The sequence below is a fragment of the Paenibacillus sp. NRS-1781 genome (assembly GCF_050467745.1).
In the GTDB taxonomy this organism is placed as follows: domain Bacteria; phylum Bacillota; class Bacilli; order Paenibacillales; family Paenibacillaceae; genus Paenibacillus; species Paenibacillus terrae_A.
This window is the reverse complement of record NZ_JBITPI010000016.1, coordinates 114,155-136,516: the sequence shown is the minus strand read 5'-3', so window position 1 is coordinate 136,516 and position 22,362 is coordinate 114,155. Positions and strand designations below refer to the sequence as shown.

Below are 22,362 nucleotides of genomic sequence, written 5' to 3'. Positions count from 1 at the left end.
GGACGGTGTCCGCTATGAGCCGACTCATTGGAGTCATCAACCTGGATCACGAACTGGATCAGTTGAAGGAATTGACCTATTTCCGGTGTGGGGCCGCAGTTCCCTTTGCCAGTCGATATCGGCTCATTGATTTTACCTTATCCAATATGATGCATGCAGGGGTGCATGATATTGCACTGTTCATCCGCCGCAAATACCGATCGCTGCTGGATCATCTGGGTGAAGGTCGGCCTTGGGATTTGGACCGCAGACGGGGCGGACTGTTTATTTTGCCACCGGACTGGAATGATCCTACGGATGCATCCCTTGGAGATTTGCAGCATGTACACAACAATCTGGACTTTTTTCATCGCTCATCAGGTCAGACGATTGTTCACGCCGGAACCCAGCATGTCAACAAGGTTGATATTGAGGATGTAGCCCGTTACCATCGGGAGAAGAATGCGGACGTCACCCTTGTGTACAAATCCATAGAACGGCTCGAATCTGAGCACGCTCCGTGTGTTCGGCTGGAGATTGACGAGGACGGACGGGTGACAGGCATCCATAAGGAGCAGGATCATCATAATATTTATCTGGAAATTTTCGTCATGGACAAAAGCCTGTATCTTGATCAGGTAAAGCATTGCATTGCTCATCAGGATAACCATTTTTTTCGGGATGCTATTCAAAAAAATCCAAGCGGTCTGCGCATTTATGCATATCCCTATGAAGGCTATCATGCAGTGATTAATTCCATTGAGAGTTACTATAAAAACAGCATGAAGCTGCTGGATCAGCAGCAGTATCAAGCACTGTTCCAGAACCAGCCGGTGCATACGAAGATCAAATATGAAGCTCCGACCCGATACACAGACAGCGCTGAGGTGGATCATTCGCTTATTGCCAATGGCTGCACGATTGGGGGGAAGGTTGAGAACAGCATCCTTTTTCGCGGGGTACGGGTGGAGGAGGGCGCACGCGTAAGCAACTCGATCATTATGCAAAAATGTGTCATCCGTAAAGGCGCAGTGGTGGAAAATGTGATTTTGGATAAGGATGTGCAGCTTTCACCGCATCGTACCTTGATTGGAGATACCAGAGTTCCCTATGTCATTGCCAAAAATAGTGTGATTTAAAAGTATGCTTGAGCATTTAAAACGGAAATAACAGGAGGGCACACCTTTGTTCAGCAATAAGGAAGCATTTAAGCAGGCTTTTCGAGAGCAACTGGTCGGAAGGCTGGGCAAGCCGATGCAGGAAGCTCAGGCAGAAGGTGTATACAAGGTTTTGGGCGGTATGATTCGCGAACAAGTCGGCAAGAACTGGGCGGAAACGAACCAAGCCTATAAAGAAGGACAAGAGAAGCAGGTCTATTACTTTTCACTGGAGTTTTTGATAGGCCGTCTGCTGGGCAACAATATGCTGAATTTGGGCGTGCTGGATATGGTCCAGCAGGCACTGGGAGAGCTGGGCTGGGATCTGGAAGAGATTGAAGAGCAGGAGGCAGACGCGGGGCTGGGTAATGGCGGTCTTGGCCGTCTGGCTGCTTGTTTCATGGATTCGCTGGCATCCCTTGGCTACGCAGGACATGGCTGTGGCATCCGTTATAAGTATGGTCTGTTCGAGCAGCGCATTGTGGATGGAAATCAGGTGGAGCTGCCGGATTATTGGCTGCAAAAAGGAAATGTATGGGAGGAGCGTCGCCCTGACAAGAAGGTCGAGGTTCAGTTCTGGGGCCGTGTGGAAACTCGGTCGGTGGACGGTCGGCTTGTATTTGAGACACAGGATGCGGAGACGGTCTGGGCCGTTCCGTACGATATTCCACTGGTGGGCTACGGACATGCGCAGGTGAATACGCTGCGGATCTGGAGCGCGGAATCAGCGCTTGATCCTGTTCGAGGGCCGATTCGAGGCGAGGGCGGCTACTATCGCTTTCTCGACTATAATCGTTCGGTGGAATCCATTTCGGCGTTCCTGTACCCTGACGATTCGAATTATGAGGGCAAGCTGCTTCGCTTGAAGCAGCAGTATTTCCTGTGCTCGGCTGGCTTGCAAAGTATTTTGCGGACGTTTGAGAAGCTTCGGTTGCCATACAGCCAGTTGCCCGACAAAATAGCGCTGCATATTAATGATACACATCCGACGCTCGTTATACCGGAGCTTATGCGTATTTTGATGGACGTGAAGGGCTTGGGCTGGGACGAAGCGTGGGATATTACGACGCGGACGGTTTCATATACGAATCACACGATATTGAGCGAGGCGCTGGAGCAATGGCCTGTCAATATGGTGCGGGAGCTGCTTCCGCGTGTTTCCCTGATCATTGAAGAAATGAACAAGCGCTATTGTGCTATGCTGCTGGAGCGTTATCCGGGTCAGGACATTAAAATTGGCGAAATGGCAATTATTCATGGTGAACAAATTCGTATGGCCCATCTGGCAATTGTCGGCAGCCACAGTGTTAACGGGGTGGCTGCGCTACACACACAAATTTTGAAGGAGCGGGAAATGAAGCCGTTCCACGAGCTGTACCCTGGCCGTTTTAACAATAAAACGAACGGGATCGCCCATCGCCGCTGGCTCATGCACGCGAATCCCGAGCTGGCAAGCTTGTATGATGAAACGATAGGCACACGCTGGAGAACCCGTCCACGCGAGTTGATCGACCTGCTTCGTTATAGCGGGGACGAGTCGTTCAAGGAACAGATACAGGTGATTAAGCGAAATAATAAAGTCCGGCTTGCCGAGCATGTTTTTGCGAAACAGGGCGTGCGACTGGATACGTCCTCGATTTTTGATGTACAGGTCAAACGACTGCATGGCTATAAGCGACAGCTGCTTAATATTTTGCATGTGATGCACATATACAATCAGCTCAAGCATAATCCTTCCCTGGAGGTGGTGCCGCGCACGTTTGTTTTTGGAGCTAAAGCTGCTCCCGGCTATTATCTTGCCAAGCAGACGATTAAGCTCATTAACAACGTGGCGGACACGATCAATCGGGATGTGGATGTCAGGGACAAGCTGAAAGTCGTTTTTCTGGAAAATTACTCGGTTTCACTGGCGGAGCTGATTATTCCTGCGGCAGATGTCAGCGAGCAAATTTCCACGGCAGGCAAGGAAGCTTCAGGCACCGGGAACATGAAATTTATGATGAATGGTGCACTCACTCTTGGTACGCTGGACGGAGCCAATGTAGAAATGCATGAAATGGTGGGCAATGACAACATGTTCATTTTCGGACTGAAGGTGGATCAGATCGAGGCGTATTACCGGGACGGACAGTATTCAGCGCGCAAAACAGCCAACAGCGACGAACGACTGCGTGAAGTGCTGGACCAACTGGTGAATGATGCTCCTTTTACGCGGCATGAACGGGAATTTGAGGCTATTTATCAATCCCTGATTGATCACAATGACGAATACTTTGTGCTCAAGGATTTTGCGGCGTATGTAGAAGCTCAGGTGTATATCGAGCAGGTGTACCAGAATCCGTCTGAGTGGACGCGGCGTACTATTGTAAACATGTCACATGCTGGCAAGTTTTCCAGTGATTTCACTATTCAGCAGTATGCAGACGATATTTGGAACATTGTACCTCTCCAAAACGATATCAACAAGCAAATCTTGTCCTAAAACGGCGAAACAGGCGGAATGACATTGCTTTTCGAACGCTGAGGGTTATAATGACAGTATAGACATAAGTAAGGATGGGTAGCTGTAACCTCATTCCTGAACTTGAATTGTACTGTTAAAGGGGTCCTCCTATTGATAAAGCTCAATCCGAACAGGCTCATACCTAAGCAATCAAAGAAGAAATATAATATGTTTCAAAATATATGGCGGGCGATTCGCCTGAATTTTATCAAGCTGCTGCGTGCGCCGGGTGGAGTGAAGAAAATTTCTCTTGGCTTTGCCATCGGCTTTGCTCTGGAGATGATTGTTATCTCCACGGCTTCCCTGGTGTATCTCGTGTTTTACCCGGTTGTTCGGCTGTCTGGCGGCTCGTTGCCTGCGGCAATTGTGGGCAATGTTGTAGGCAAGCTGACCTTTTTGCCAATTGTTCTGATGCCGTTCGCCAAGCAATTGGGCGCTTGGATTTATCCGTCCCATTACCCGGTACATGTACGGGGAGGCAGGCTCCATGAGCATTCCTTTATGGAGCTGTTTCATGGCAATTGGTCTGTATTTAGAGACTTGCTGCATGGAGGACTGCACATTTTGATTGGCATGTCGATTTTCGGTGTGGTGCTCGGGGTTATCTCGTATTTTGTCATTCAAGTTCTGTATAACCGTTCGCTGCACAAACGGCTGGAAAAGCGGAAATTGCGTCATGGCGCAGCCTTTTCAGCGGCCAGACTGTTGAAAAACGGATAGTGTAGCGAGGAAGAAGCTCCTTAAGCCTATGAACTAGGTCTGAGGGGCTTCTTTTGGTTTGTTAGTGATGGGAGAGGGAATGACATGAACGTGTTTGCCAGGATCACGGCCAATGAACGAGGAGTGGTAAGGCTAAAAAGGTTAGAGAGAACAAGGCGAGTTTTCAGGGTTAAACGCTTTGTTAAAAATAAATTATTGTATCGGTTTCAATGATTGAACCTCGGATTCAGATAATCCGCTCGCTTTGGAAATAACTTCAATTTCAATACCTAAAGATAGCATGTTACTTGCGATTTCAACAGCTTTTTGACGCTCGCCTTTAGCCAAACCTACTTCTAGCCCCTTTTTCAGACCTTTTTCCGTGGCCCACTCAATCATGGAAGCTTCGTCATGAAGGTATTTTTGACGTTCCTCGTACAAACGCCGCGCTTCCCGATCCTGACTTAGGAACTCAAGTGTATCCATCGCTTTTTTTAAAGTTGGTTCATTCACGGTAAGCACCTCCCAGTTGGATTTGAATATTGATAGTGACACATTTTTTGAGTTCTTTATAGGTTTGACGTTCTTGTAACTGACCTGAATATCTTTTACTCCAGTAAAACAGAGTTCGTTTTTCAATATCATATTTATTAAATAGCTGCATTTCCACGTTAATATGCTTGCCTGTTGCCGTTTTGGCCCAAATGTCAAAAATGGATTGCTTATCAAGTGGAGCATCTTTATCCGTATAAGGATTCAGCAAAATGATTTCAGTTAATGGCGACTCGCCTGACTCCGCGAAAGTATGATTGAGAAAAGCCAAGAGTACATCTTTATTGTCTTCACTGCCAAAAATACGTTTAAACACAAAGTCATTTCGTGGGTCCAGTAGCTCGCTCATTCAAGATCATCTCCATTCCCATTTATTATATCAAGTACCCCGCATATTATTGAAGGAGAGCTTGTGAGTATGCACACAATAATTGGCTTCATTCGTTCGAATCGTTTACAATACGTGTGCATACAACACTGGACTACAGGTTAATGTACATACAAGGAGTGGTGAAGTTGCGGAAGATATGGCAAATCTACTTAACAGACTGGAAAAATGTATTTAAAGTATCAACCGGGACTTTATTGGTCATTGGTATTATTCTTTTGCCTTCCGTCTATGCATGGGTAAATTTGAAAGCAATGTGGGATCCTTATGCAAATACATCTGGTATTAAAATTGCAGTAACGAGTCAGGATCAGGGTGCTGAGGTAAACGGGAAGAAGCTTAATATCGGTGACGAGGTTTTGCATAACCTTCAAAATAACAAGAAACTGGGCTGGACCTTTGTCAACGAAGCAGAAGCGCGAAAAGGTGTGCTGAACGGAGATTATTACGCGAGTCTGCTCATTCCAAAGGATTTTTCCGAAAAAATTACGAGCGTGCTCACGGAAAATCCGCAAAAGCCAGAGATTGATTACGCCGTCAATGAAAAAATTAATGCGGTCGCACCGAAAATTACATCTTCGGGGGCAAGCGCTCTGACGAATCAGATTAGCCAAAACTTTATTGAAACCGCCAGTCAGGCCGTGCTAACCAAGTTAAAGGAAGCCGGGGTGAAGCTGGAGGAGGAGCTGCCCACCATTCGCAACATTGAGAACCGGGTGTTAGAGCTGAACAACCGACTGCCGGATATCGACAGGTTAGGCAAGCAAGCAATCGAGTTGGAGCAGAATTTGCCGAAAATGAAGGCACAGGGACAAAAGATCATCGCATTGAAGGAGAAAATCCCTGAAATTAACCGTGCTGGCGATCTGGTGCTCAACATTGAAAAAAACTTGCCCGAGCTGGACAAGGTGGCGGCGGCTATTTTAAATATACAAAAAAGGCTGCCGGATATTCAAAGGGCCGGGGATCGGATCGTGGAGCTGGATCAAAATTTCGGTAAAGTAGAAAGCGCATTGGCTACAGCATTGGAGGACACGCAAACAGCGCTCAAGGTCATTAATGCCGCACAAAAAGCGTTGCCGGAAGTACAAAAAATTGCGGATACGGGCAAGGATTTTATAAACGGATTGCTTGACTTTCTGGATAAAAATGATGGTGCGCTTGATTCCATCGGAACGGTGGTCAAAGAGGATTTACAGTTGGTACAGCAAATGGCAAATGAAGTTTCGGAGATCACAGGGATTATCCGTGGTGTTGATTTTGATCCTAAAGCAGCACAGGCTGCGGTGAATCGGGTTAGCGGAAGACTGACCACTGCCGTGGGGGTGCTGGATCGCATTTCTCAATTGCTGTCCCGTGTTAACGGATATTTGCCAAGTCAGCCGCTGGATTCGCTCATTACTCGTGTGAGCGGTGTAGAGGACCGTTTCCGTCGCTTAAATAGCACGGTTACAAGCATCGGGGATGCCATTCAGCGCGGCGAGAAGCCTGCACAACATCTGCTGGATAACGCTGACCGCCTTGCTGGAGAAATCAGCCGCTGGATTGACAGCATTTTGGGCAACTATGATACGGAATACGCACCAGCCATTCAAAAAGCGCTGGATCAAATGAAGACCGTTGCCCGCAATTCTGCGAATGTGCTGAATACGGCCCAAGAGCAGCTACCGAATATTGAAAAAATATTAAACGACGCTCAGGCTGCCGCACAATTCGGTCAGGAAGAACTAACCCGTCTCCAGAGGGATCTGCCGCAATTCCGGCAAAAGCTGCATGAAGCGGCTACAACGATTCAGGGACGCATGGGTGAATTTACGAATGCAGTAAACAAAGCAGCGGACTTCGTGAATAATGATTTGCCAGCAGTGAAAAGTAAAATTCATCAGGCGGCGGATTTTGTGCGCAACGATTTGCCGAAGGCGGAGCAACAGTTTGTCAAAATGGCTGACCTGATTGAGAACAAGTTTCCTGAGGCAGAACATGCGGTGCACCAGGTCGCCAATTTTGTGAGAACGGATCTTCCTGCTGCTGAGGATTCCATACGTCAGGCCGCAGACACGATTCGCAAGCTCAAAGGCGAAAATGCCCTTGGACGGGTCATTGCGTTGCTCAAGGGGGATGTGAAAAAGGAGAGCGATTTTCTCGGCAGTCCGGTTTTATTGAAACAGGAGCGTATTTATCCGATTCCGAACTATGGTTCTGCGATGTCGCCTTTTTACACTACATTGTCGATTTGGGTAGGGGCGATGCTGCTAGTGTCGATGTTCAGGGTAGATGTGGAAGACCCGGAAGGTAAATACAAAAGCTACCAGGTCTACTTTGGACGGCTTATGACGTTCTCCACGATCGGTATATTTCAGGCGCTTAGCGTGTCGCTTGGTGACTTGTTCCTGCTCGGGGCATATGTGGATGCCAAAGTGTCATTTGTACTTTCCTCCATACTGATCAGTCTCGTATTCACAGCTATGACCTATACACTGGTTTCGGTGTTTGGCAATATTGGGAAGGGGCTGGCAGTTATCTTGCTGGTGCTTCAGTTCTCCAGCTCAGGGGGCACATTCCCGATTGCGACGAGCACGCCGTTTTTTCAAGCATTGAATCCGTTCGTTCCTTTCACCTATGCGGTTAGTCTGTTACGGGAAACGGTAGGGGGGATGCTGTCTTCGACAGTGACACGAGATGTGGTGATGCTGTTTGTATTTATCGGGGTTTGCTTCCTGTTTGGATTGGTATTTAAGAAGCCGCTCAGCAAGTATACGAAGAAGATGGCTGAGCGAGCGAAAGAGACGAAATTGATTCCTTGATGGTTAAAAAGAGAGAGAGTTACGGTGGTTGGACTGATCGGCTCCGCTGGGGCTACCACCGTAAAGTCACGTTCTTTTTAACATACGGCGGGTAGTATGAGGGGAGTTGGCCTCGCGCTGATGGCTTCGGCAGGGTGTGGGGCTTTTTTGCGTGTGCTGCCAAACCTTAAAATGCATTTCGGGGTGTTTCAAGGTGGTGTTTTCTGGTTAATGAATTAAGTATGGTCTTTTTTGGTATGTAATTTATATGGTATTTAAAATTCTTAGGCAAAGGCGGTAGGCGATATGGAGTATTCATACTTGGGAAAGTCAGGCTTAAAGGTTAGTCGGTTGTGTCTGGGCACGATGAATTTTGGACCGGAAACCGAAGAAAAGGAAGCGTTTAAAATTATGGATGCTGCGCTGGATGCGGGCATTAATTTCTTTGATACAGCCAATGTATATGGTCATGATCGCAAAGGGTGGACGGAGGAAATTATCGGACGCTGGTTCCAGCAGGGTGGCGGAAGACGCGAGAAGGTCGTGCTTGCGACGAAGGTATACGGGGATATGAAAAATGAGAACGACGGTCCGAACACAGGATCAGGCTTGTCAGCTTACAAAATTCGCCGCCATTTGGATGCTTCTCTGAAACGTTTGCAGACCGATCATATCGAGCTGTATCAGATGCATCATGTTGACCGAAACGTGTCATGGGATGAGCTGTGGGGTGTATTCGAGTCGGTTGTGGATCGGGGACAGGTCGATTATATCGGCTCCAGTAACTTTGCGGGCTGGCATATTGCTGTGGCGCAGGCCGAAGCGAAGGCACGCCGTTTTTTGGGGCTTGTATCCGAGCAGCATTTGTATAACCTGAATGAGCGTTCTGCTGAGCTGGAGGTATTACCTGCGGCTCAGGAGTTGGGACTCGGCGTTATTCCATGGAGCCCGCTGGCTGGCGGATTGCTGGGACGTAATGCATTGGCAGGCACAGGCTCACGTAGCGCACGTTCCAAGGAAAAGATTGAACAAAATCGTGGGAAGCTGGAGCAATTTGCAGCGTTATCCCGCGAGCTGGGCGAAAAGGAAGACGTAATTGCGCTGGCTTGGGTATTGTCTCATCCGGCCGTAACGGCTCCGATTATCGGCCCACGGACCTTGGACCAGCTGGAGGATGCTCTGCGTGTGCCTGAGGTCAAATTGAGCGAGGATGTGCTTACCAAGCTGAATGAGATTTTCCCTGGCCCCGGCAAACCTGCGCCGGAAGCCTACGCATGGTAATTTAGCATCTTCCTATCGAAGACAAGAAGCGAATCACAAAGAAGCAGCAGATCAGGAGTAGTCTCCTGAGTCTGCTGCTTTTTTTTCTAATTGCCCTGTCAAAACCTGAACGATAAGCGATCATGAACAGAATAGCAGAATCTTACCGAGGATAAGGATGAACAGTTGACAAGGCGAAAGGGATCAGGTATATTACTGAATGTCTGTTAATAGTAATTATTACGATTTAAAAAAGTGTGATGAAGATGAGGTTATATTAAAGGGAGTGTACCATCAATGAATAAGAAAGTAATACCGGTAACGGTACTGAGTGGATATTTGGGGGCAGGGAAAACAACGATTTTGAATCATGTGTTAAACAATCGGGATGGAATAAAAGTGGCCGTGATCGTCAATGACATGAGCGAAGTGAACATTGACGCCGAACTGGTAAAAAAAGAAGGTGGCTTGTCCAGAACAGAAGAGAAACTGGTTGAGCTGTCCAACGGCTGTATTTGCTGCACATTGCGTGAAGACCTGCTGCTGGAAGTCAAGAAGCTGGCGGAACAAGGCGAGTTTGATTATATTCTAATCGAATCCACAGGGATCAGCGAACCTGTGCCTATTGCTCAAACCTTTACGTACGCCGATGAAGGGACAGGCATTGATTTGGCTTCCCTGGCAAAGCTCGATTGTATGGTGACTGTGGTTGATGCGAACCGTTTCTGGCATGATTTTGAATCAGGAGAAACACTGCTGGATCGTAGGCAGGCTACGGGAGAAGACGACACGCGTGACATTTCGGACTTACTGATTGACCAGATTGAAACCTGTGATGTACTGATTTTGAATAAATGCGATTTGGTGCAGCCTTCGGAGCTGGACAAACTTGAGGGTGTGCTGCGCAGATTGCAGCCTGAAGCCAGAATCATTCGCGCTTCCAAGGGACAGGTTGCTCCTTCGGACATTTTGAACACGGGATTGTTTAACTTTGACAAGGCCAGCCAATCCGCCGGATGGATTCGTGAGTTGGAGCTAGAGAGTCATACACCGGAAACGGACGAATATGGAATCAATTCCTTTGTATATCGCCGCAGAAGACCGTTTCATCCTGCCAGATTGGCTGAATTTATGAGCTGCTGGCCGGAGGAGGTCGTTCGCGCCAAAGGTTTGGCCTGGATTGCGACCCCTCAGGATTGGGCGGCCAGTATCAGCCAGGCAGGGCCCTCCATTCAGTTCGGACCGGCAGGAAGCTGGCTTGCGGCGTTGTCCGAGGAAGAACGTCAGGAGATCGTCGCGGCTGATCCTGAAGTTTTAGATAATTGGGATGAGCAATGGGGCGATCGCATGAACGAAATTGTCATGATTGGTATCGGAATGAATCAACCGGAACTGGAAGAAGAGTTGGATGAATGTCTGCTGAACGATAGCGAAATGGACATGGACTGGTCAGGCTTTGAAAATCCATTGCCATGGCCGACAACGGATGAATCGTCATCTATAAATTAAAAGGTGTATCCAATTTACAGAAATAGCATGTCATATGGACTTAGTGATCCACTCAGCAATGAAGTCCATACATTTTTTGGCGGCTGGAGAAACATTCTTTAAAGAAGAGGTAGCGATACCAATAGTGCGGGAATGTTTTCCTTCCAAAGGCCGAATACAAAGTTCATAAGGATTTTGAACTAAAATCATTTCCGGAAGAATACTTATGCCCAGCCCGTTTTGCACCATAGCCATAATGGCATGGTCATCCTCTAATTCATATTTAATTTTCGGTGAAATGTTATGCTGTGAAAAAATATTTCGCACATCGGTGTCACAGCCTGCAACAGGCATAATGAAAGGCTCATCTATGAGCTGATCCACACGAATGGCGGCTTGCTCCCTAAGAATATGATTGGAAGGAAGCAGACAAAGCATTCTTTCTTCTTTTAGTGGCAGCGCCTCTAACGTGTCTAACGTGGGTAGGTTTACGAAGCCAAAATCAGCCTCCCCGTTGGCTAACCAGCTTTCAATTTCATGGTAGTTCCCATCGAGCAGTTTCATCTCAATAAGAGGAAACTGCTCGTTGAATTTTTTTATAATACGGGGCAACCAATGAATAGATACACTTGAGAACGTACCTATTTTTACGGTTCCGATTTCCAATCCTTTAATTAAAGCTACCTCTTGATAGAGCTTTTCGTCCATTTGTATAATCTCTCTGAAGTGCTTCATTAATCTTTCTCCGTTGTTGGTCAATCTGATGCCTGAACGACCTCTGATCAGAAGAGTCAATCCTATTTCATGTTCTAAAGCAGAAATGGCATGGCTAATGGCAGATTGTGTTAGCTTGAGAAGTTCTCCTGCTTTGGTGAAGCTTCCTGTTTCAACTACGCTAAGAAAAACCTTATATTTAAACAAATTCATGTATCCTCCTGCGTTAAATGAAATATATTCATACATAGTATCATATATATTCATTTTTTTTATCTTAGTTTTGTGGTTATAATCGAACTTGAGGATTTTGCAAAATCCAGACTTAAGAAAAAGCTGATAACCATTTCATTTCTGGGAGGTACCTATGAATTCAATTGCAAAAACGCCACAGCCCCCTTATTATGCTGCTATCTTTACTTCTGAACGTACTGAAGGAGATGGCGGATATGGAAAGATGGGAGACAAAATGGAGGAGCTGGCTGCTGACCAGCCTGGTTTTCTGGGCATGGAAAGTGTTCGTGACCACAACGGAGTAGGCATCACGGTTTCTTATTGGGAATCCTTAGACGCTATAAAAAATTGGAAACAGAACGAGCTGCACAAGGTAGCACAGGAGAAAGGGAAAGCTGAATGGTATAAAACGTTTGGTTTAAGAGTGAGCAAGGTAGAACGAGATTACTTTTTTACAATATAAAATAGATGAAATGATTAAAATCAAAGGGAGCGCCTTTTCAGCCATTTATGGCCTTGAAGACGCTCCCTTTGGGTTACCATGCTCGTATGCTTATGTCATAGACTTGTATACTCAGGGTTCAGTTGGATTTATCGGCTTCATTTCCTGAATTGCTTGCTTTAAGCTTTGTGAGCATTGCTCAAAAAGCTGCTTGCTTTGCTGCTCACTGGAGCCCGTTGCCAGCTTTTGCAGTTCAGTCGTGCATTGTTCCAGCAGCGTCAGCACGGCTTGATTAGAGTCCTGTACCTTGGACATCTGTACGTTATCGCTGTATTGGTCAATGTATAACTCCCCTTGCGGGTCCACCTGTGCGAAAAATACGTCTTTGACCGTCAGGCTCTTTTCCTTCAGCTTTGCATCCAGCCATTGTTGAGTAATTCCCATGTATGCCATTTGCTGCTCCATGAGTTGTCCATCCATAATAATGGCTGTGGGTTCCTTCTCTGGTAGTTGCCGCATATTCAGATCCTTAGGCGTTAAGGGCTGTTTTTCTTTGGTTAACAGCACATTGACTTCACCGCTGGTCTCCATAAGGGCAAATTCTACGTCAGATACCTTGAATACATTCTTGCTCCGCAACTGCTCCATGAGTTCATCCAGGGTCAGTCGCTCTTTTTTCAGATTGTCTTCTAAAATTTTGCCGTCCTTGATCAAGATTGTGGTTTTCCCATCGGCAAAATCTCTGGCCTTCTTGCTTTTAATTTGCAAAAATTCAATGCCCAGTGTCGTCAGAACCCATACCGCTAACGATATAGTGCCCAAGTACCAGGAGGACTCCCGTTCCAATGGAATAGAAGCAGCCAGGTTACCGATCGTAATACCCGTTATATATTCAAACAAGGAAAGCTGCGATACCTGGCGTTTTCCGAGAATTTTGGTAATTAAAAATAATATAGCGATAGCCATTAATGTGCGCAAAGAAACCTCGGCCCAATCCTGCATATATTCAACCTCATTTCATCTCATTCTGCCGCAAGTGCGCTAATATTCCAAGCATGTCCGCACCAAGGTCTGTTTAAACTCCAAGTATTCTTTTTAGTTCAGTTTAACTAACATTAAAATTTTCTATCGTTGCATTATCAATGTCTATTACACAGGCGATTGACGGAATAGGGTGGGCAGGATACATTATAACTATAATTCTTATTTAATTCATCGGAATTATAAACATTAAGTTCACGGAGGTATGTATATGTCATCCAAACCTAAAGTTGTATTGTGGTCTAAAACAGGCTGTCATTTTTGTGGAGAGATCAAATCGTATCTGGAATCCCAAAATCAGCCTTATGAAAATATTCAAGTGGACGGAAATGATGCCCTGCGTGACGTACTGGAGACTAAATATGGTGTTCGCTTTGTCCCTGTTGTTGAGATAGGCGGGGATAACAAATATGAGGCGCTGCTCAACCCAGATCTGGAAGAGCTGGGTAAAGTGCTGGAAAGCTACAGTCAAGCGGTATAAGCCAGCGGGAAAAGGTGAGAAGGCTACGCTGCCTTGAAAACCAATGATTTGCCGTGGGGTAACAATAATTTTCATGAGAGGTGTGAACAGTTCATGGCGAAACACAGACAAATCAAATTTGGTGCCATTATTCATGGTGTTGGAGGTAGCATGACAACTTGGCGTCATCCTGAAGTGCCTGCGGACGCGAGTGTTAATTTTGAATTTTATAAAACACAGGCGCAAAAGGCAGAGGAAGGCAAGTTTGACCTTGTTTTTATCGCAGACGGTTTGTTCATTAACGAGAAATCCATTCCTCACTTTCTGAACCGTTTTGAGCCGATTACGATTTTATCCGCTTTGGCCGGGGTAACGAAGCATATCGGGCTGGTTGGCACGCTGTCGACTTCCTACAGCGAACCGTTTACAGTAGCACGCCAATTTTCTTCCATTGACCATATCAGCGGAGGACGTGCAGGCTGGAATGTGGTGACTTCCCCTTTGGAAGGCTCTGCCCTTAACTTTAGCAAAGGCGAGCATCCGTCACATCCACAGCGCTACAAGATTGCGGAGGAATATTTGCAGGTAACCAAAGGACTGTGGGATTCGTGGGAAGAAGATGCGTTCGTTCGTGATAAGGAATCCGGCGTGTTCTTTGACCCTGAAAAGCTGCATACCTTGAACCATAAAGGCGAGTTTTTCTCTGTGCAGGGTCCGTTGAACATTGGACGATCCAAGCAGGGACAGCCGGTTATTTTCCAGGCAGGCTCCTCGGAGGATGGAAAAAATCTGGCCGCCAAGGAAGCGGATGCTGTATTTACGGGACATGACTCGCTGGAGGAAGCGCAGCAGTTTTACCGTGATGTGAAGGAACGGGCGGTACGCTATGGCAGATCCGAAGAGGATATTGTCATCTTGCCGGGCATTTCACCGATTATCGGCAGCACGACGGAGGAAGCAGAGCGCAAGTATGAGGAAATTACCAATTTGGTGACGATTGAGGCTGCTTTAAAATTTTTGGGTCGTTTCTTCGATCATCATGATTTCTCACAATATCCGCTGGATGAGCCATTCCCAGAGCTAGATGGTATCGGCAGCAATTCCTTCCGCAGCGGCACGGATAAAATCAAACGGACGGCCAAAGAGCAGAATCTGACGCTGCGCGAGGTGGCATTGCGTTCGGCAACACCTAGAACTGCGTTTATCGGTACAGCTGAACAGGTGGCGGATCGGGTGCAGGAGTGGTTTGAAAGAAAAGGCGCAGATGGATTCATTATCGGTTCTGATGTACCGTCGGGTCTGCACGATTTCGTAAACCTGGTGGTACCTATTTTGCAGGAGCGCGGCATTTACCGTCAGGATTATGAATTTAGCACATTGCGTGAAAACCTGGGTGTACCGATTCCTGAGAACCGCTACACAGCTGCTAAATCTAAAGTGAAGATAGACGCATAACAGAAGGAGGGAAAAGCATGTCCAAGGTTGTCATCCTGTCAGGCAGTCCGTCTACACAATCCCGTCTATACGGCTTGATTAACTATACGACCGAGCAATTGCAGCAGGCTGGAGCGGAGGTCACATTGCTGAATGTGGTCGACTTGCCAGCCGAGGATCTGGTGAGGGCTAACTTTAACAGTCCCGATATTACAGCAGCACTTGCATTAATTGCAGCAGCAGACGCCATTATTGTAGCATCTCCTGTGTACAAAGCCGCCTATTCCGGCTTGTTGAAGATATTTTTGGATTTGGTGCCGCAGGAGGGGCTGCGAGGTAAGCCCGTACTTCCTTTATTTATCGGAGGCACGCTGGCTCACCTGCTGGTCATTGATTACGCTTTGAAGCCAGTGCTTAACGCGTTGGGAGGAAGACATATTCTCGGCGGTGTGTATGCGGTAGATCAGTGGGTTGAACGCTTGCTGGATGGAGCATACGGGCTGTCGGAGGAACTGGTTTCACGGCTGGATCGCTCTGTAAAAGAGCTGACGGAGCTATTAAAGTAATAAATATTTTCAATTTTTACATTGACAGGGCGTTCAGTGAGTTTTATGATACAAAAAACCAAGTTAACGCATTGGATAAAATGTATTTTAAACTCACTGGGGGACTTGTGTATGAATATCGAGAATATGGAAGCCTTTGTATACGTGAATCATTATGGCAGTTTTAACAAGGCTGCAGATGCGTTGTTCTTATCACAGCCCTCTGTCACAGCCCGGATCCAGACGCTGGAGCGTGAGCTGGAATGCAAGCTGTTCGACCGCCAAAGCAAGCAAACCATTTTGACGGAGGATGGACGAAAGTTTCTTCCTTATGCGGAGCAAATGCTTCAGGTGCTGCAAAAAGGGAAGCAGAAGCTTCAACAGCGCAAAAAAACTCCTCAGCAAATTCGAATCGGCTGCACGATATCGGTGTCGAACTATATCATTCCTGAGATATTAAAGCAGCTCCGCGCTCGTTATCCGGAGATTAACTACAAAATTGTGACGGCAACGACGGATCAACTGGTACATAAGCTATTGAACCGTGAGGTAGACATTAGTTTTGTCCGTAAAGTGATGCATCCGGCCATTCGTACGCTTGCTTTTTATGAAGATCCCATTTCCCTGTATGTATATGACGGTCACCCGTTTATGAAGGCTGGAAAGGCCAGCATACAGGATATTCAGCACGAAACGCTGGTGTTTTTTGAATGCGGATCACTGGACTGGATGAGGATTCATCGGTCTTTTGAATCACTGGAGCAGCCGCCGGATATTGCCTTTCAGGTAGATAATGTGGTTACAGCCAAGAAGCTGGTGCTGGAAGAAGCAGGGATTGCCTTTTTGCCGGACGTTTGTGTGAACCGTGAGGTGAAGGATAAAAAACTGTTTCGCATTCATGTACCAGAGGTAGCTGAGTTGTCCATGCAGATTAGCATTGTGGCGACCAAGGAAGACTGTGCGGTGAGCTCGGATTTTGCAGATGCATTGACAGAAGGTTTTCGGGGTGCTGTTTTGTAAACCGTTTTGCAAATGTGAGGAGTTTGCAAAAATCCGGAATGGATGAAATGTTCTAGTGCCGGGTGGATTGACGTAAATGAGCGCAGGTGTTAAATTAGTCACATCCTAAAACCGATTAAACTCATAGGAATTATTGATTAATGTGGCAGCTACCATGTATGTCGCAAACTGCTGATATACAAAGAAACGAGGGGGATTCATATGAAAAAGTGGTTTGCAATATTGTCTGTTATAGCGATTATTCTGGTGTTGGCTGGTTGCGGCTCCTCTGATAACGCGTCTAGCGCGTCCGGTTCCAACGATGACGTGAAAAAAATGATTGTAGGTACAGGCACTCAATTTAAAAATGTATGCTTTATCGACGAAAACGGAAATTTAACAGGCTTTGACGTTGAGCTGATTAAGGAGCTGGACAAGCGCCTGCCTCAATACGAATTTGAATTCAAAACGATGGACTTCGGCAATCTACTGCTGAGTCTCGATGCCGGTAAAATTGATCTGGTATCGCATCAAATGGAAAAAAACCCGGCGCGTGAAGAGAAGTATCTGTTCAACAAAAATCCGTACAGTATTTTCCTGAACAGAGTCGCTGTAGCGAAGGATAACAATACCATTCACTCGATTGATGATCTGAAAGGAAAAAAGATACTTACCAGTCCGACCAGTAATGCGGCGTATGTGTTGAAGGAATACAACAAGACACATGGAGATGCCCTGAACATTGTCTATACAAGTGGTGCAGCCAATGATACGGTGCAACAGATTACGAGCGGCCGTATAGATGCTACCATTACGACAGACTTCGCGAACCGCTTTAATACCGATGAAAAAGGAGAAGTAGCTCTGAAAACCGTCGGTGATCCTTTGACTCAATCGGATGTGTTGTATGTACTGAACAAAAATGAGCAAGGATTGGCAGATGATCTGGATAAAGCCATTCAGGAAGTAAAAGACGACGGTACACTGTCGAAGCTGAGCATCAAATGGCTTGGAGAAGATTTCACGAAGTCTCTGGAAGATGTGAAAAAAGAAGGAACAACCAGCAAGAAGTAGCGATAAGCTTAAATATTTCAGCGGTCAGGGTACCCCGTGTATTCTGACCGCTGATGTATAGGAAAGGAGGCATGCATATGAGCAGAGAGTTTAATATCGATTATGTTTTTAGCTTTATCCCGAAAATGCTGTCTTATTTACACATCACATTGTTTATTGTGGCTAGCTCGCTTTTGTTAGGACTAATCATTGGCCTGCTGGTTGCGCTGCCTCGTATGTATAATATTCCATTTCTCAAACGTGTCTCTCAGGTGTATGTTTCATTTTTTCGTGGAACGCCTATTCTGATCCAGCTCTTTCTGGTGTATTACGGCTTGCCTGAGCTACTGAAGCTGGTGGATATCAATTCCTCCAGATGGGATGTGTTGTGGTTTGCCATAGCAACCTATGCGCTAAACAGCGGGGCCTTTATTTCCGAGATTATCCGATCCGGTGTAGAGGCGGTAGATCGGGGACAAATCGAGGCAGGACAGTCCGTCGGCATGTCAGGCTATCAGACTTTTACACGTATCATATTGCCGCAAGCGCTGGCTGTTGTGGTTCCGGTATTTTCCAATCTGGTGATCGCCAATCTGAAGGATACTTCGCTTGCGTTTACCATCGGAGCTATGGAGATGACGGGGAAATCGCAGACACTGGGCGCGGCTACCCAGCATTTTGTTGAAACCTATATCGCGTTGTCTCTTATTTATCTGGTCGTCAGTCTGATTTTGCAAAAGCTGTTCAAGGTACTGGAAAATACGCTTCTCAGGCATGAGCATCGGGATACAGTCCAAAGCGAGCCCAAGAAACGAAAAAGTTTTGTGGTGCGTTATCTGGCCCTTCGTCTTAGCAAAGGAGGCAAGAGCATATGAGTCTGGATTTTGGATTTATATATACAGCCTTTCTGGGGTTGTTCTCGGCGTTGCCCAACACGTTAATCATTACGGTGGTCTCCGTACTGGCGGGACTGGTCATCGGAATGATCACGGCTCTGGCCCGAATTTATAAGGTGCCTGTGTTGTCCCAGATTTCCCATGGCTACGTTACCTTTATCCGGGGTACGCCGATGCTGATGCATTTGCTGCTTATTTATTTCAGTTTACCTTTGTTCATTGATGCGGGAGCCAAGCATTTTGGCTGGTCGTTTCATTCCAAAGATGTTCCCTATATGGTATTTGCACTCATTTCGTTCTCGATTACAAGTGGCGCGTATATGTCCGAGGTGGTCCGTTCCGGGATTCAATCGGTGAACCGGGGGCAAATCGAGGCGGCTTATGCGGTTGGCATGACGACGTGGCAGGTGCTGAGACGTATCGTCTTTCCACAGGCGTTCGTGGTTAGTCTGCCGAACCTGACGAATTCTGTTATTGGGATGCTGCATGGCTCTACGTTGGCCTTTACCGTTTCCGTTACGGAAATCCAGGCTCAGGCTGAAATTTTAGCATCTACAAACTGGAAGTACCTGGAGGTTTATATCGCGGCAGCACTGATTTTCTGGGGTTTGACGGTGCTGATTGAACGAATTTCCGGCTTGGTGGAGAAAAAAATCAATGTGTTTAATGGGGGGAGAGCATCATGATCCGTCTGCAAAATATCACGAAATTGTTCGGCAAGCATGAGGTGCTCAAAGGCATTGATTTAACTGTGAATAAGGGAGAGGTCGTTGTCATTCTCGGACCGAGTGGCTCGGGGAAAACGACGTTGCTGCGCTGCATCAATTATCTGGAAAAGCCGAATGACGGGGAGGTCAGCATTGGCGATTTTACGGTAAACTGCAAGCGACCTGCGAAGAAGGATATTTTGGCTCTGCGCCAAAAAACGGCCATGGTCTTCCAGCAATACAATCTGTTCAAGCATAAAACGGCGCTGGAAAACGTGATGGAAGGGCTTGTCGTCGTCCGTAAGGTGAAGCAGGAGGAAGCGAAGAGGATCAGTATTGAAGTGCTCGAAAAGGTCGGATTGGGCGAAAAGCTGGACCATTATCCGAGCCAGCTATCCGGTGGACAGCAGCAGCGTGTCGGCATTGCGCGTGCTTTGGCGCTGAACCCGGAAGTGATTTTGTTCGATGAGCCGACATCGGCGCTAGACCCTGAGCTGGTCGGTGAGGTGCTGTCGGTTATTCGCAAGATTGCAAAGGAAGGAATTACGATGATTGTCGTCACGCATGAGATGGGCTTTGCACGGGATGTCTCCAATCACGTGGTATTTATGGATGATGGCCACATTATCGAGGAAGGCAGCCCGGACGACATTTTCAATCATCCCCAAGAGGAACGGACGAAGCAATTCCTGAAACGGATTACACCGGAATATAACTATTCAATTTAGACGGGAGAGGGAGACATGAGTATTAAAATCGGAGTATTGGATCAAAGCCCTATACACGAGGGAGAAACGGCGGCACAGGCGCTTCGAAACACGATTAAGCTAGCGCAGCGTATAGATGAGCTGGGATTTTCACGCTTTTGGGTATCGGAGCATCATGATTCTGAGCAGGTTGCAGGCTCTTCGCCGGAGGTACTCATTTCTCATCTGCTGGCACGCACCGAGCGTATTAAAATCGGTTCTGGCGGAGTGATGCTTCAGCATTATAGTTCTTATAAAGTGGCCGAAAATTTCAATGTACTGGCGTCTCTTGCACCGGGTCGCGTAGATTTGGGCATTGGACGTGCGCCGGGCGGTCTACCGAAATCCACACAGGCGTTACAACGCGACGTGCATGATGCGCCTTCTCTTGAAGAAAAGATTGATGAAGTGAGCCGTTATATTCATAATATTCCGTCTGAAGAAGGACCGCTAGCAGGGCTACAGGCTAATCCAATTCCGGAAACACCAGCGGATATTTATGTTTTGGGCACGAGTGCAGACAGTGCTGGAATTGCTGCACGTTTGGGGTCGCCTTATGTTTTCTCGCAGTTTATAAATAGTAGCGAGCAGGTCGCATTGGATGCATTCCGCACGTATCGGGAGTCATTCGATTATAGTCTTGGTCGTGAGCCGAAGGTTCTTTTTGCACTATCCGTCATTGTAGCTGATACTTCCGAGGAAGCTGCGGAGCTGGCAGGTGAGCACAAGCTGTACAAAATTCATCTGGCCAGCGGCAAAACGGCTACGGTGGGCACGCTGGAAAGTGCAGAGCAGTTCGGTAAGCAATCGGGTGAAGAATATACAATTGAAGTTACACAGGCGCAAATCAATAAGGGAAATAAAGAGGAAATTCATGCTGCATTGACGGAAATTCAAGCTAAATATCAGGCTGATGAGCTGATCGTAACGACAGGAATACGGGATATCGGAAAGCGCGTCCGCTCATTTGAACTGTTGCATGAAGCTTTTGCTGGTTTGCCTGTTCAGTCCTAGATGTTGTTGGCTTGAGAAAGTTGTAACCATTTTGGAACCACAAAGGAGGAATAGGGATGAGCGGATCAACCGGGACAAAGGAGCGGGTTTTGGAGCAGAGGCTGGTGGACATTCGTCGCCATCTTCACCGAAATCCCGAGCTATCTAACGAGGAGGTTGAAACTACCGCCTATATCCGCCGTCTGCTGGAAGAACAGAACATAACCATCCTGGATGTGCCGCTGCGCACCGGGCTGGTAGCGGAAATCGGCGGGCAGCAGGAGGGGCCGATTGTAGCGCTTCGCGCGGACATTGATGCGTTGCCGATTCAGGAGGAGACGGGCTTGCCCTATGCTTCACTGCATCCGGGCAAGATGCATGCCTGTGGGCATGATTTTCATACGGCATCCCTCTTCGGAGCTGCCGTATTGTTAAAAGAGCGGGAGCAGGAGCTGAAAGGCACGGTTCGCCTGGTGTTTCAGCCAGCGGAGGAAAAGGCGAGAGGAGCAGCCCAAGTGCTGGACAGCGGTGTGCTGGCAGGCGTGCAGGCCATATTCGGCCTGCATAACAAGCCGGACCTGCCTGTAGGCACGGTCGGCATTAAGGAAGGCCCGCTGATGGCGGCGGCAGACGGCTTTTACATCGAGGTAGAGGGTCTGAGCACGCATGCGGCAGTGCCGCATGCAGGGATTGACCCGATCGTCGTGTCGTCGCACATCATTACGGCGCTGCAATCCATCGTGAGCCGGAGCGTCAACCCGCTGGACAGCGCGGTGATTAGCGTGACGAAGCTGCACAGCGGCAACGCCTGGAACATCATTCCGGACCGTGCCCATCTGGACGGCACGATCCGGACGTTCGATGAGAACGTGCGCGCACAGGTGGCTGAACGCTTCGAGCAGGTCGTAAGGGGCGTGGCTGATGCTTTTGGCACTAAAGCGAACATCCGCTGGATCGAGGGACCGCCACCAGTACTGAATGACGGCAAGCTGGCCGTCATCGCGGAGCAGGCGGCCCAAGCGGCCGGTCTGGAGGTTGTTCGCCCCGTGCCTTCCTCGGCGAGTGAGGATTTCGGGCTTTACCAGAAGAGCATCCCCGGTGTGTTCGTCTTTGTCGGCACTTCGGGGAGTCAGGAATGGCATCATCCAGCCTTCGATCTGGACGAACGCGCGTTGCCGGGAACGGCGAAGCTGCTGGCTTCACTGGCAGAATCGGCATTAGTATCCATAGAGTAGAGATGTGAGTCTACTCTTTTTCAATGCTAGGCCCCTTCTTATGTAGAGAAGGGG

The 22,362-nt window shown here is 47.5% G+C and carries 19 protein-coding genes and 1 pseudogene; 17 read left to right on the top strand and 3 right to left on the bottom strand.

Annotation, left to right across the window (positions count from 1 at the left end):
- Positions 1 to 14 precede the first annotated feature (14 nt).
- The 3 genes from glgD (at position 15) to ACIFO6_RS06640 (ending at position 4,359) form a co-directional block, all read left to right on the top strand.
- A complete protein-coding gene (gene glgD / locus ACIFO6_RS06650) occupies positions 15 to 1,118 on the top strand; it encodes a glucose-1-phosphate adenylyltransferase subunit GlgD (RefSeq protein WP_430039248.1) in 1,104 nt (367 codons plus the stop codon).
- A gap of 46 nt (positions 1,119 to 1,164) precedes the next feature.
- Positions 1,165 to 3,618 carry a glycogen/starch/alpha-glucan phosphorylase gene (locus ACIFO6_RS06645; RefSeq protein WP_430039246.1) on the top strand — a complete coding sequence of 818 codons (2,454 nt, stop codon included), beginning with the start codon at positions 1,165 to 1,167 and terminating at the stop codon, positions 3,616 to 3,618.
- 189 nt (positions 3,619 to 3,807) lie between these two features.
- On the top strand, positions 3,808 to 4,359 hold the full coding sequence (locus tag ACIFO6_RS06640; RefSeq protein ID WP_430039244.1) for a DUF2062 domain-containing protein: 552 nt from the start codon (positions 3,808 to 3,810) through the stop codon (positions 4,357 to 4,359).
- 192 nt (positions 4,360 to 4,551) lie between these two features.
- Here the strand turns inward: ACIFO6_RS06640 and ACIFO6_RS06635 are convergent.
- Positions 4,552 to 5,239 (bottom strand): annotated as a pseudogene (locus ACIFO6_RS06635) (Rpn family recombination-promoting nuclease/putative transposase).
- A gap of 167 nt (positions 5,240 to 5,406) precedes the next feature.
- On the opposite strand from ACIFO6_RS06635, the gene ACIFO6_RS06630 reads away from it, so the two are divergent.
- The 3 genes from ACIFO6_RS06630 (at position 5,407) to ACIFO6_RS06620 (ending at position 10,830) form a co-directional block, all read left to right on the top strand.
- Positions 5,407 to 8,082 carry a YhgE/Pip family protein gene (locus ACIFO6_RS06630; protein ID WP_430039242.1) on the top strand — a complete coding sequence of 892 codons (2,676 nt, stop codon included), beginning with the start codon at positions 5,407 to 5,409 and terminating at the stop codon, positions 8,080 to 8,082.
- Between the two features lie 285 nt (positions 8,083 to 8,367).
- On the top strand, positions 8,368 to 9,342 hold the full coding sequence (locus tag ACIFO6_RS06625; protein WP_430039240.1) for an aldo/keto reductase: 975 nt from the start codon (positions 8,368 to 8,370) through the stop codon (positions 9,340 to 9,342).
- 276 nt (positions 9,343 to 9,618) lie between these two features.
- Positions 9,619 to 10,830, top strand: a complete 1,212-nt coding sequence (locus tag ACIFO6_RS06620) for a GTP-binding protein (protein ID WP_430039238.1) — start codon at positions 9,619 to 9,621, stop codon at positions 10,828 to 10,830.
- Between the two features lie 30 nt (positions 10,831 to 10,860).
- On the opposite strand, the gene ACIFO6_RS06615 is transcribed toward ACIFO6_RS06620, so the two are convergent.
- Entirely contained in the window at positions 10,861 to 11,736 is an 876-nt protein-coding gene (locus ACIFO6_RS06615) for a LysR family transcriptional regulator (protein WP_430039236.1), read from the bottom strand.
- Between the two features lie 154 nt (positions 11,737 to 11,890).
- Between ACIFO6_RS06615 and ACIFO6_RS06610 the strand changes: the two genes are divergently transcribed.
- Positions 11,891 to 12,220: an antibiotic biosynthesis monooxygenase family protein gene (locus ACIFO6_RS06610; RefSeq protein ID WP_430039234.1), complete on the top strand. Its 330-nt coding sequence runs from the start codon at positions 11,891 to 11,893 to the stop codon at positions 12,218 to 12,220.
- Between the two features lie 111 nt (positions 12,221 to 12,331).
- On the opposite strand, the gene ACIFO6_RS06605 is transcribed toward ACIFO6_RS06610, so the two are convergent.
- On the bottom strand, positions 12,332 to 13,201 hold the full coding sequence (locus tag ACIFO6_RS06605) for a DUF421 domain-containing protein (RefSeq protein ID WP_430039232.1): 870 nt from the start codon (positions 13,199 to 13,201) through the stop codon (positions 12,332 to 12,334).
- 250 nt (positions 13,202 to 13,451) lie between these two features.
- Here ACIFO6_RS06605 and ACIFO6_RS06600 point away from each other — a divergent pair, with 250 nt between their 5' ends.
- The 10 genes from ACIFO6_RS06600 to ACIFO6_RS06555 all read left to right on the top strand — a co-directional run bounded on the left by ACIFO6_RS06600 (position 13,452) and on the right by ACIFO6_RS06555 (position 22,308).
- Positions 13,452 to 13,721, top strand: a complete 270-nt coding sequence (locus tag ACIFO6_RS06600; protein WP_430039230.1) for a glutaredoxin family protein — start codon at positions 13,452 to 13,454, stop codon at positions 13,719 to 13,721.
- A gap of 93 nt (positions 13,722 to 13,814) precedes the next feature.
- Complete coding sequence (locus ACIFO6_RS06595) at positions 13,815 to 15,155, top strand: LLM class flavin-dependent oxidoreductase (protein WP_430039228.1); 1,341 nt, start codon at positions 13,815 to 13,817, stop codon at positions 15,153 to 15,155.
- Between the two features lie 17 nt (positions 15,156 to 15,172).
- Positions 15,173 to 15,700, top strand: coding sequence for an NADPH-dependent FMN reductase (ssuE, locus tag ACIFO6_RS06590; protein WP_430039226.1), 528 nt, complete (start codon positions 15,173 to 15,175; stop codon positions 15,698 to 15,700).
- A 111-nt stretch (positions 15,701 to 15,811) separates the two neighbouring features.
- The gene (locus ACIFO6_RS06585) at positions 15,812 to 16,699 is read left to right on the top strand and encodes a LysR family transcriptional regulator (protein WP_430039224.1); all 888 of its coding nucleotides are present in this window, start codon (positions 15,812 to 15,814) and stop codon (positions 16,697 to 16,699) included.
- Positions 16,700 to 16,900: 201 nt separating this feature from the next.
- Positions 16,901 to 17,752, top strand: coding sequence for a transporter substrate-binding domain-containing protein (locus tag ACIFO6_RS06580; protein WP_430039222.1), 852 nt, complete (start codon positions 16,901 to 16,903; stop codon positions 17,750 to 17,752).
- 77 nt (positions 17,753 to 17,829) lie between these two features.
- Positions 17,830 to 18,606 (top strand): amino acid ABC transporter permease, encoded by a 777-nt coding sequence (locus tag ACIFO6_RS06575; RefSeq protein ID WP_430039220.1) that lies wholly within the window; start codon positions 17,830 to 17,832, stop codon positions 18,604 to 18,606.
- Positions 18,603 to 19,313: an amino acid ABC transporter permease gene (locus tag ACIFO6_RS06570; RefSeq protein WP_430039218.1), complete on the top strand. Its 711-nt coding sequence runs from the start codon at positions 18,603 to 18,605 to the stop codon at positions 19,311 to 19,313. The genes ACIFO6_RS06575 and ACIFO6_RS06570 overlap by 4 nt, the downstream gene beginning before the upstream one ends.
- Positions 19,310 to 20,062, top strand: a complete 753-nt coding sequence (locus tag ACIFO6_RS06565) for an amino acid ABC transporter ATP-binding protein (RefSeq protein WP_430039216.1) — start codon at positions 19,310 to 19,312, stop codon at positions 20,060 to 20,062. The genes ACIFO6_RS06570 and ACIFO6_RS06565 overlap by 4 nt, the downstream gene beginning before the upstream one ends.
- 15 nt (positions 20,063 to 20,077) lie before the next feature.
- Positions 20,078 to 21,094 (top strand): LLM class flavin-dependent oxidoreductase, encoded by a 1,017-nt coding sequence (locus ACIFO6_RS06560; RefSeq protein ID WP_430039214.1) that lies wholly within the window; start codon positions 20,078 to 20,080, stop codon positions 21,092 to 21,094.
- Positions 21,095 to 21,150: 56 nt separating this feature from the next.
- Positions 21,151 to 22,308 (top strand): amidohydrolase, encoded by a 1,158-nt coding sequence (locus tag ACIFO6_RS06555; protein WP_430039212.1) that lies wholly within the window; start codon positions 21,151 to 21,153, stop codon positions 22,306 to 22,308.
- The last annotated feature ends 54 nt before the right edge of the window (positions 22,309 to 22,362 follow it).

What these genes read in the sequence shown, in the direction of transcription:
- ACIFO6_RS06610 (WP_430039234.1), top strand. Translation starts at nt 11,891, where the DNA reads ATGAATTCAATTGCAAAAACGCCACAGCCCCCTTATTATGCTGCTATC.
- ACIFO6_RS06640 (WP_430039244.1), top strand. Translation starts at nt 3,808, where the DNA reads ATGTTTCAAAATATATGGCGGGCGATTCGCCTGAATTTTATCAAGCTG.
- ACIFO6_RS06600 (WP_430039230.1), top strand. Translation starts at nt 13,452, where the DNA reads ATGTCATCCAAACCTAAAGTTGTATTGTGGTCTAAAACAGGCTGTCAT.
- ACIFO6_RS06625 (WP_430039240.1), top strand. Translation starts at nt 8,368, where the DNA reads ATGGAGTATTCATACTTGGGAAAGTCAGGCTTAAAGGTTAGTCGGTTG.
- ACIFO6_RS06555 (WP_430039212.1), top strand. Translation starts at nt 21,151, where the DNA reads ATGAGCGGATCAACCGGGACAAAGGAGCGGGTTTTGGAGCAGAGGCTG.
- ACIFO6_RS06595 (WP_430039228.1), top strand. Translation starts at nt 13,815, where the DNA reads ATGGCGAAACACAGACAAATCAAATTTGGTGCCATTATTCATGGTGTT.
- ACIFO6_RS06615 (WP_430039236.1), bottom strand. Translation starts at nt 11,736, where the DNA reads ATGAATTTGTTTAAATATAAGGTTTTTCTTAGCGTAGTTGAAACAGGA.
- ACIFO6_RS06620 (WP_430039238.1), top strand. Translation starts at nt 9,619, where the DNA reads ATGAATAAGAAAGTAATACCGGTAACGGTACTGAGTGGATATTTGGGG.
- ACIFO6_RS06570 (WP_430039218.1), top strand. Translation starts at nt 18,603, where the DNA reads ATGAGTCTGGATTTTGGATTTATATATACAGCCTTTCTGGGGTTGTTC.
- ssuE (WP_430039226.1), top strand. Translation starts at nt 15,173, where the DNA reads ATGTCCAAGGTTGTCATCCTGTCAGGCAGTCCGTCTACACAATCCCGT.
- ACIFO6_RS06585 (WP_430039224.1), top strand. Translation starts at nt 15,812, where the DNA reads ATGAATATCGAGAATATGGAAGCCTTTGTATACGTGAATCATTATGGC.
- ACIFO6_RS06575 (WP_430039220.1), top strand. Translation starts at nt 17,830, where the DNA reads ATGAGCAGAGAGTTTAATATCGATTATGTTTTTAGCTTTATCCCGAAA.
- ACIFO6_RS06565 (WP_430039216.1), top strand. Translation starts at nt 19,310, where the DNA reads ATGATCCGTCTGCAAAATATCACGAAATTGTTCGGCAAGCATGAGGTG.
- ACIFO6_RS06605 (WP_430039232.1), bottom strand. Translation starts at nt 13,201, where the DNA reads ATGCAGGATTGGGCCGAGGTTTCTTTGCGCACATTAATGGCTATCGCT.
- ACIFO6_RS06580 (WP_430039222.1), top strand. Translation starts at nt 16,901, where the DNA reads ATGAAAAAGTGGTTTGCAATATTGTCTGTTATAGCGATTATTCTGGTG.
- glgD (WP_430039248.1), top strand. Translation starts at nt 15, where the DNA reads ATGAGCCGACTCATTGGAGTCATCAACCTGGATCACGAACTGGATCAG.
- ACIFO6_RS06560 (WP_430039214.1), top strand. Translation starts at nt 20,078, where the DNA reads ATGAGTATTAAAATCGGAGTATTGGATCAAAGCCCTATACACGAGGGA.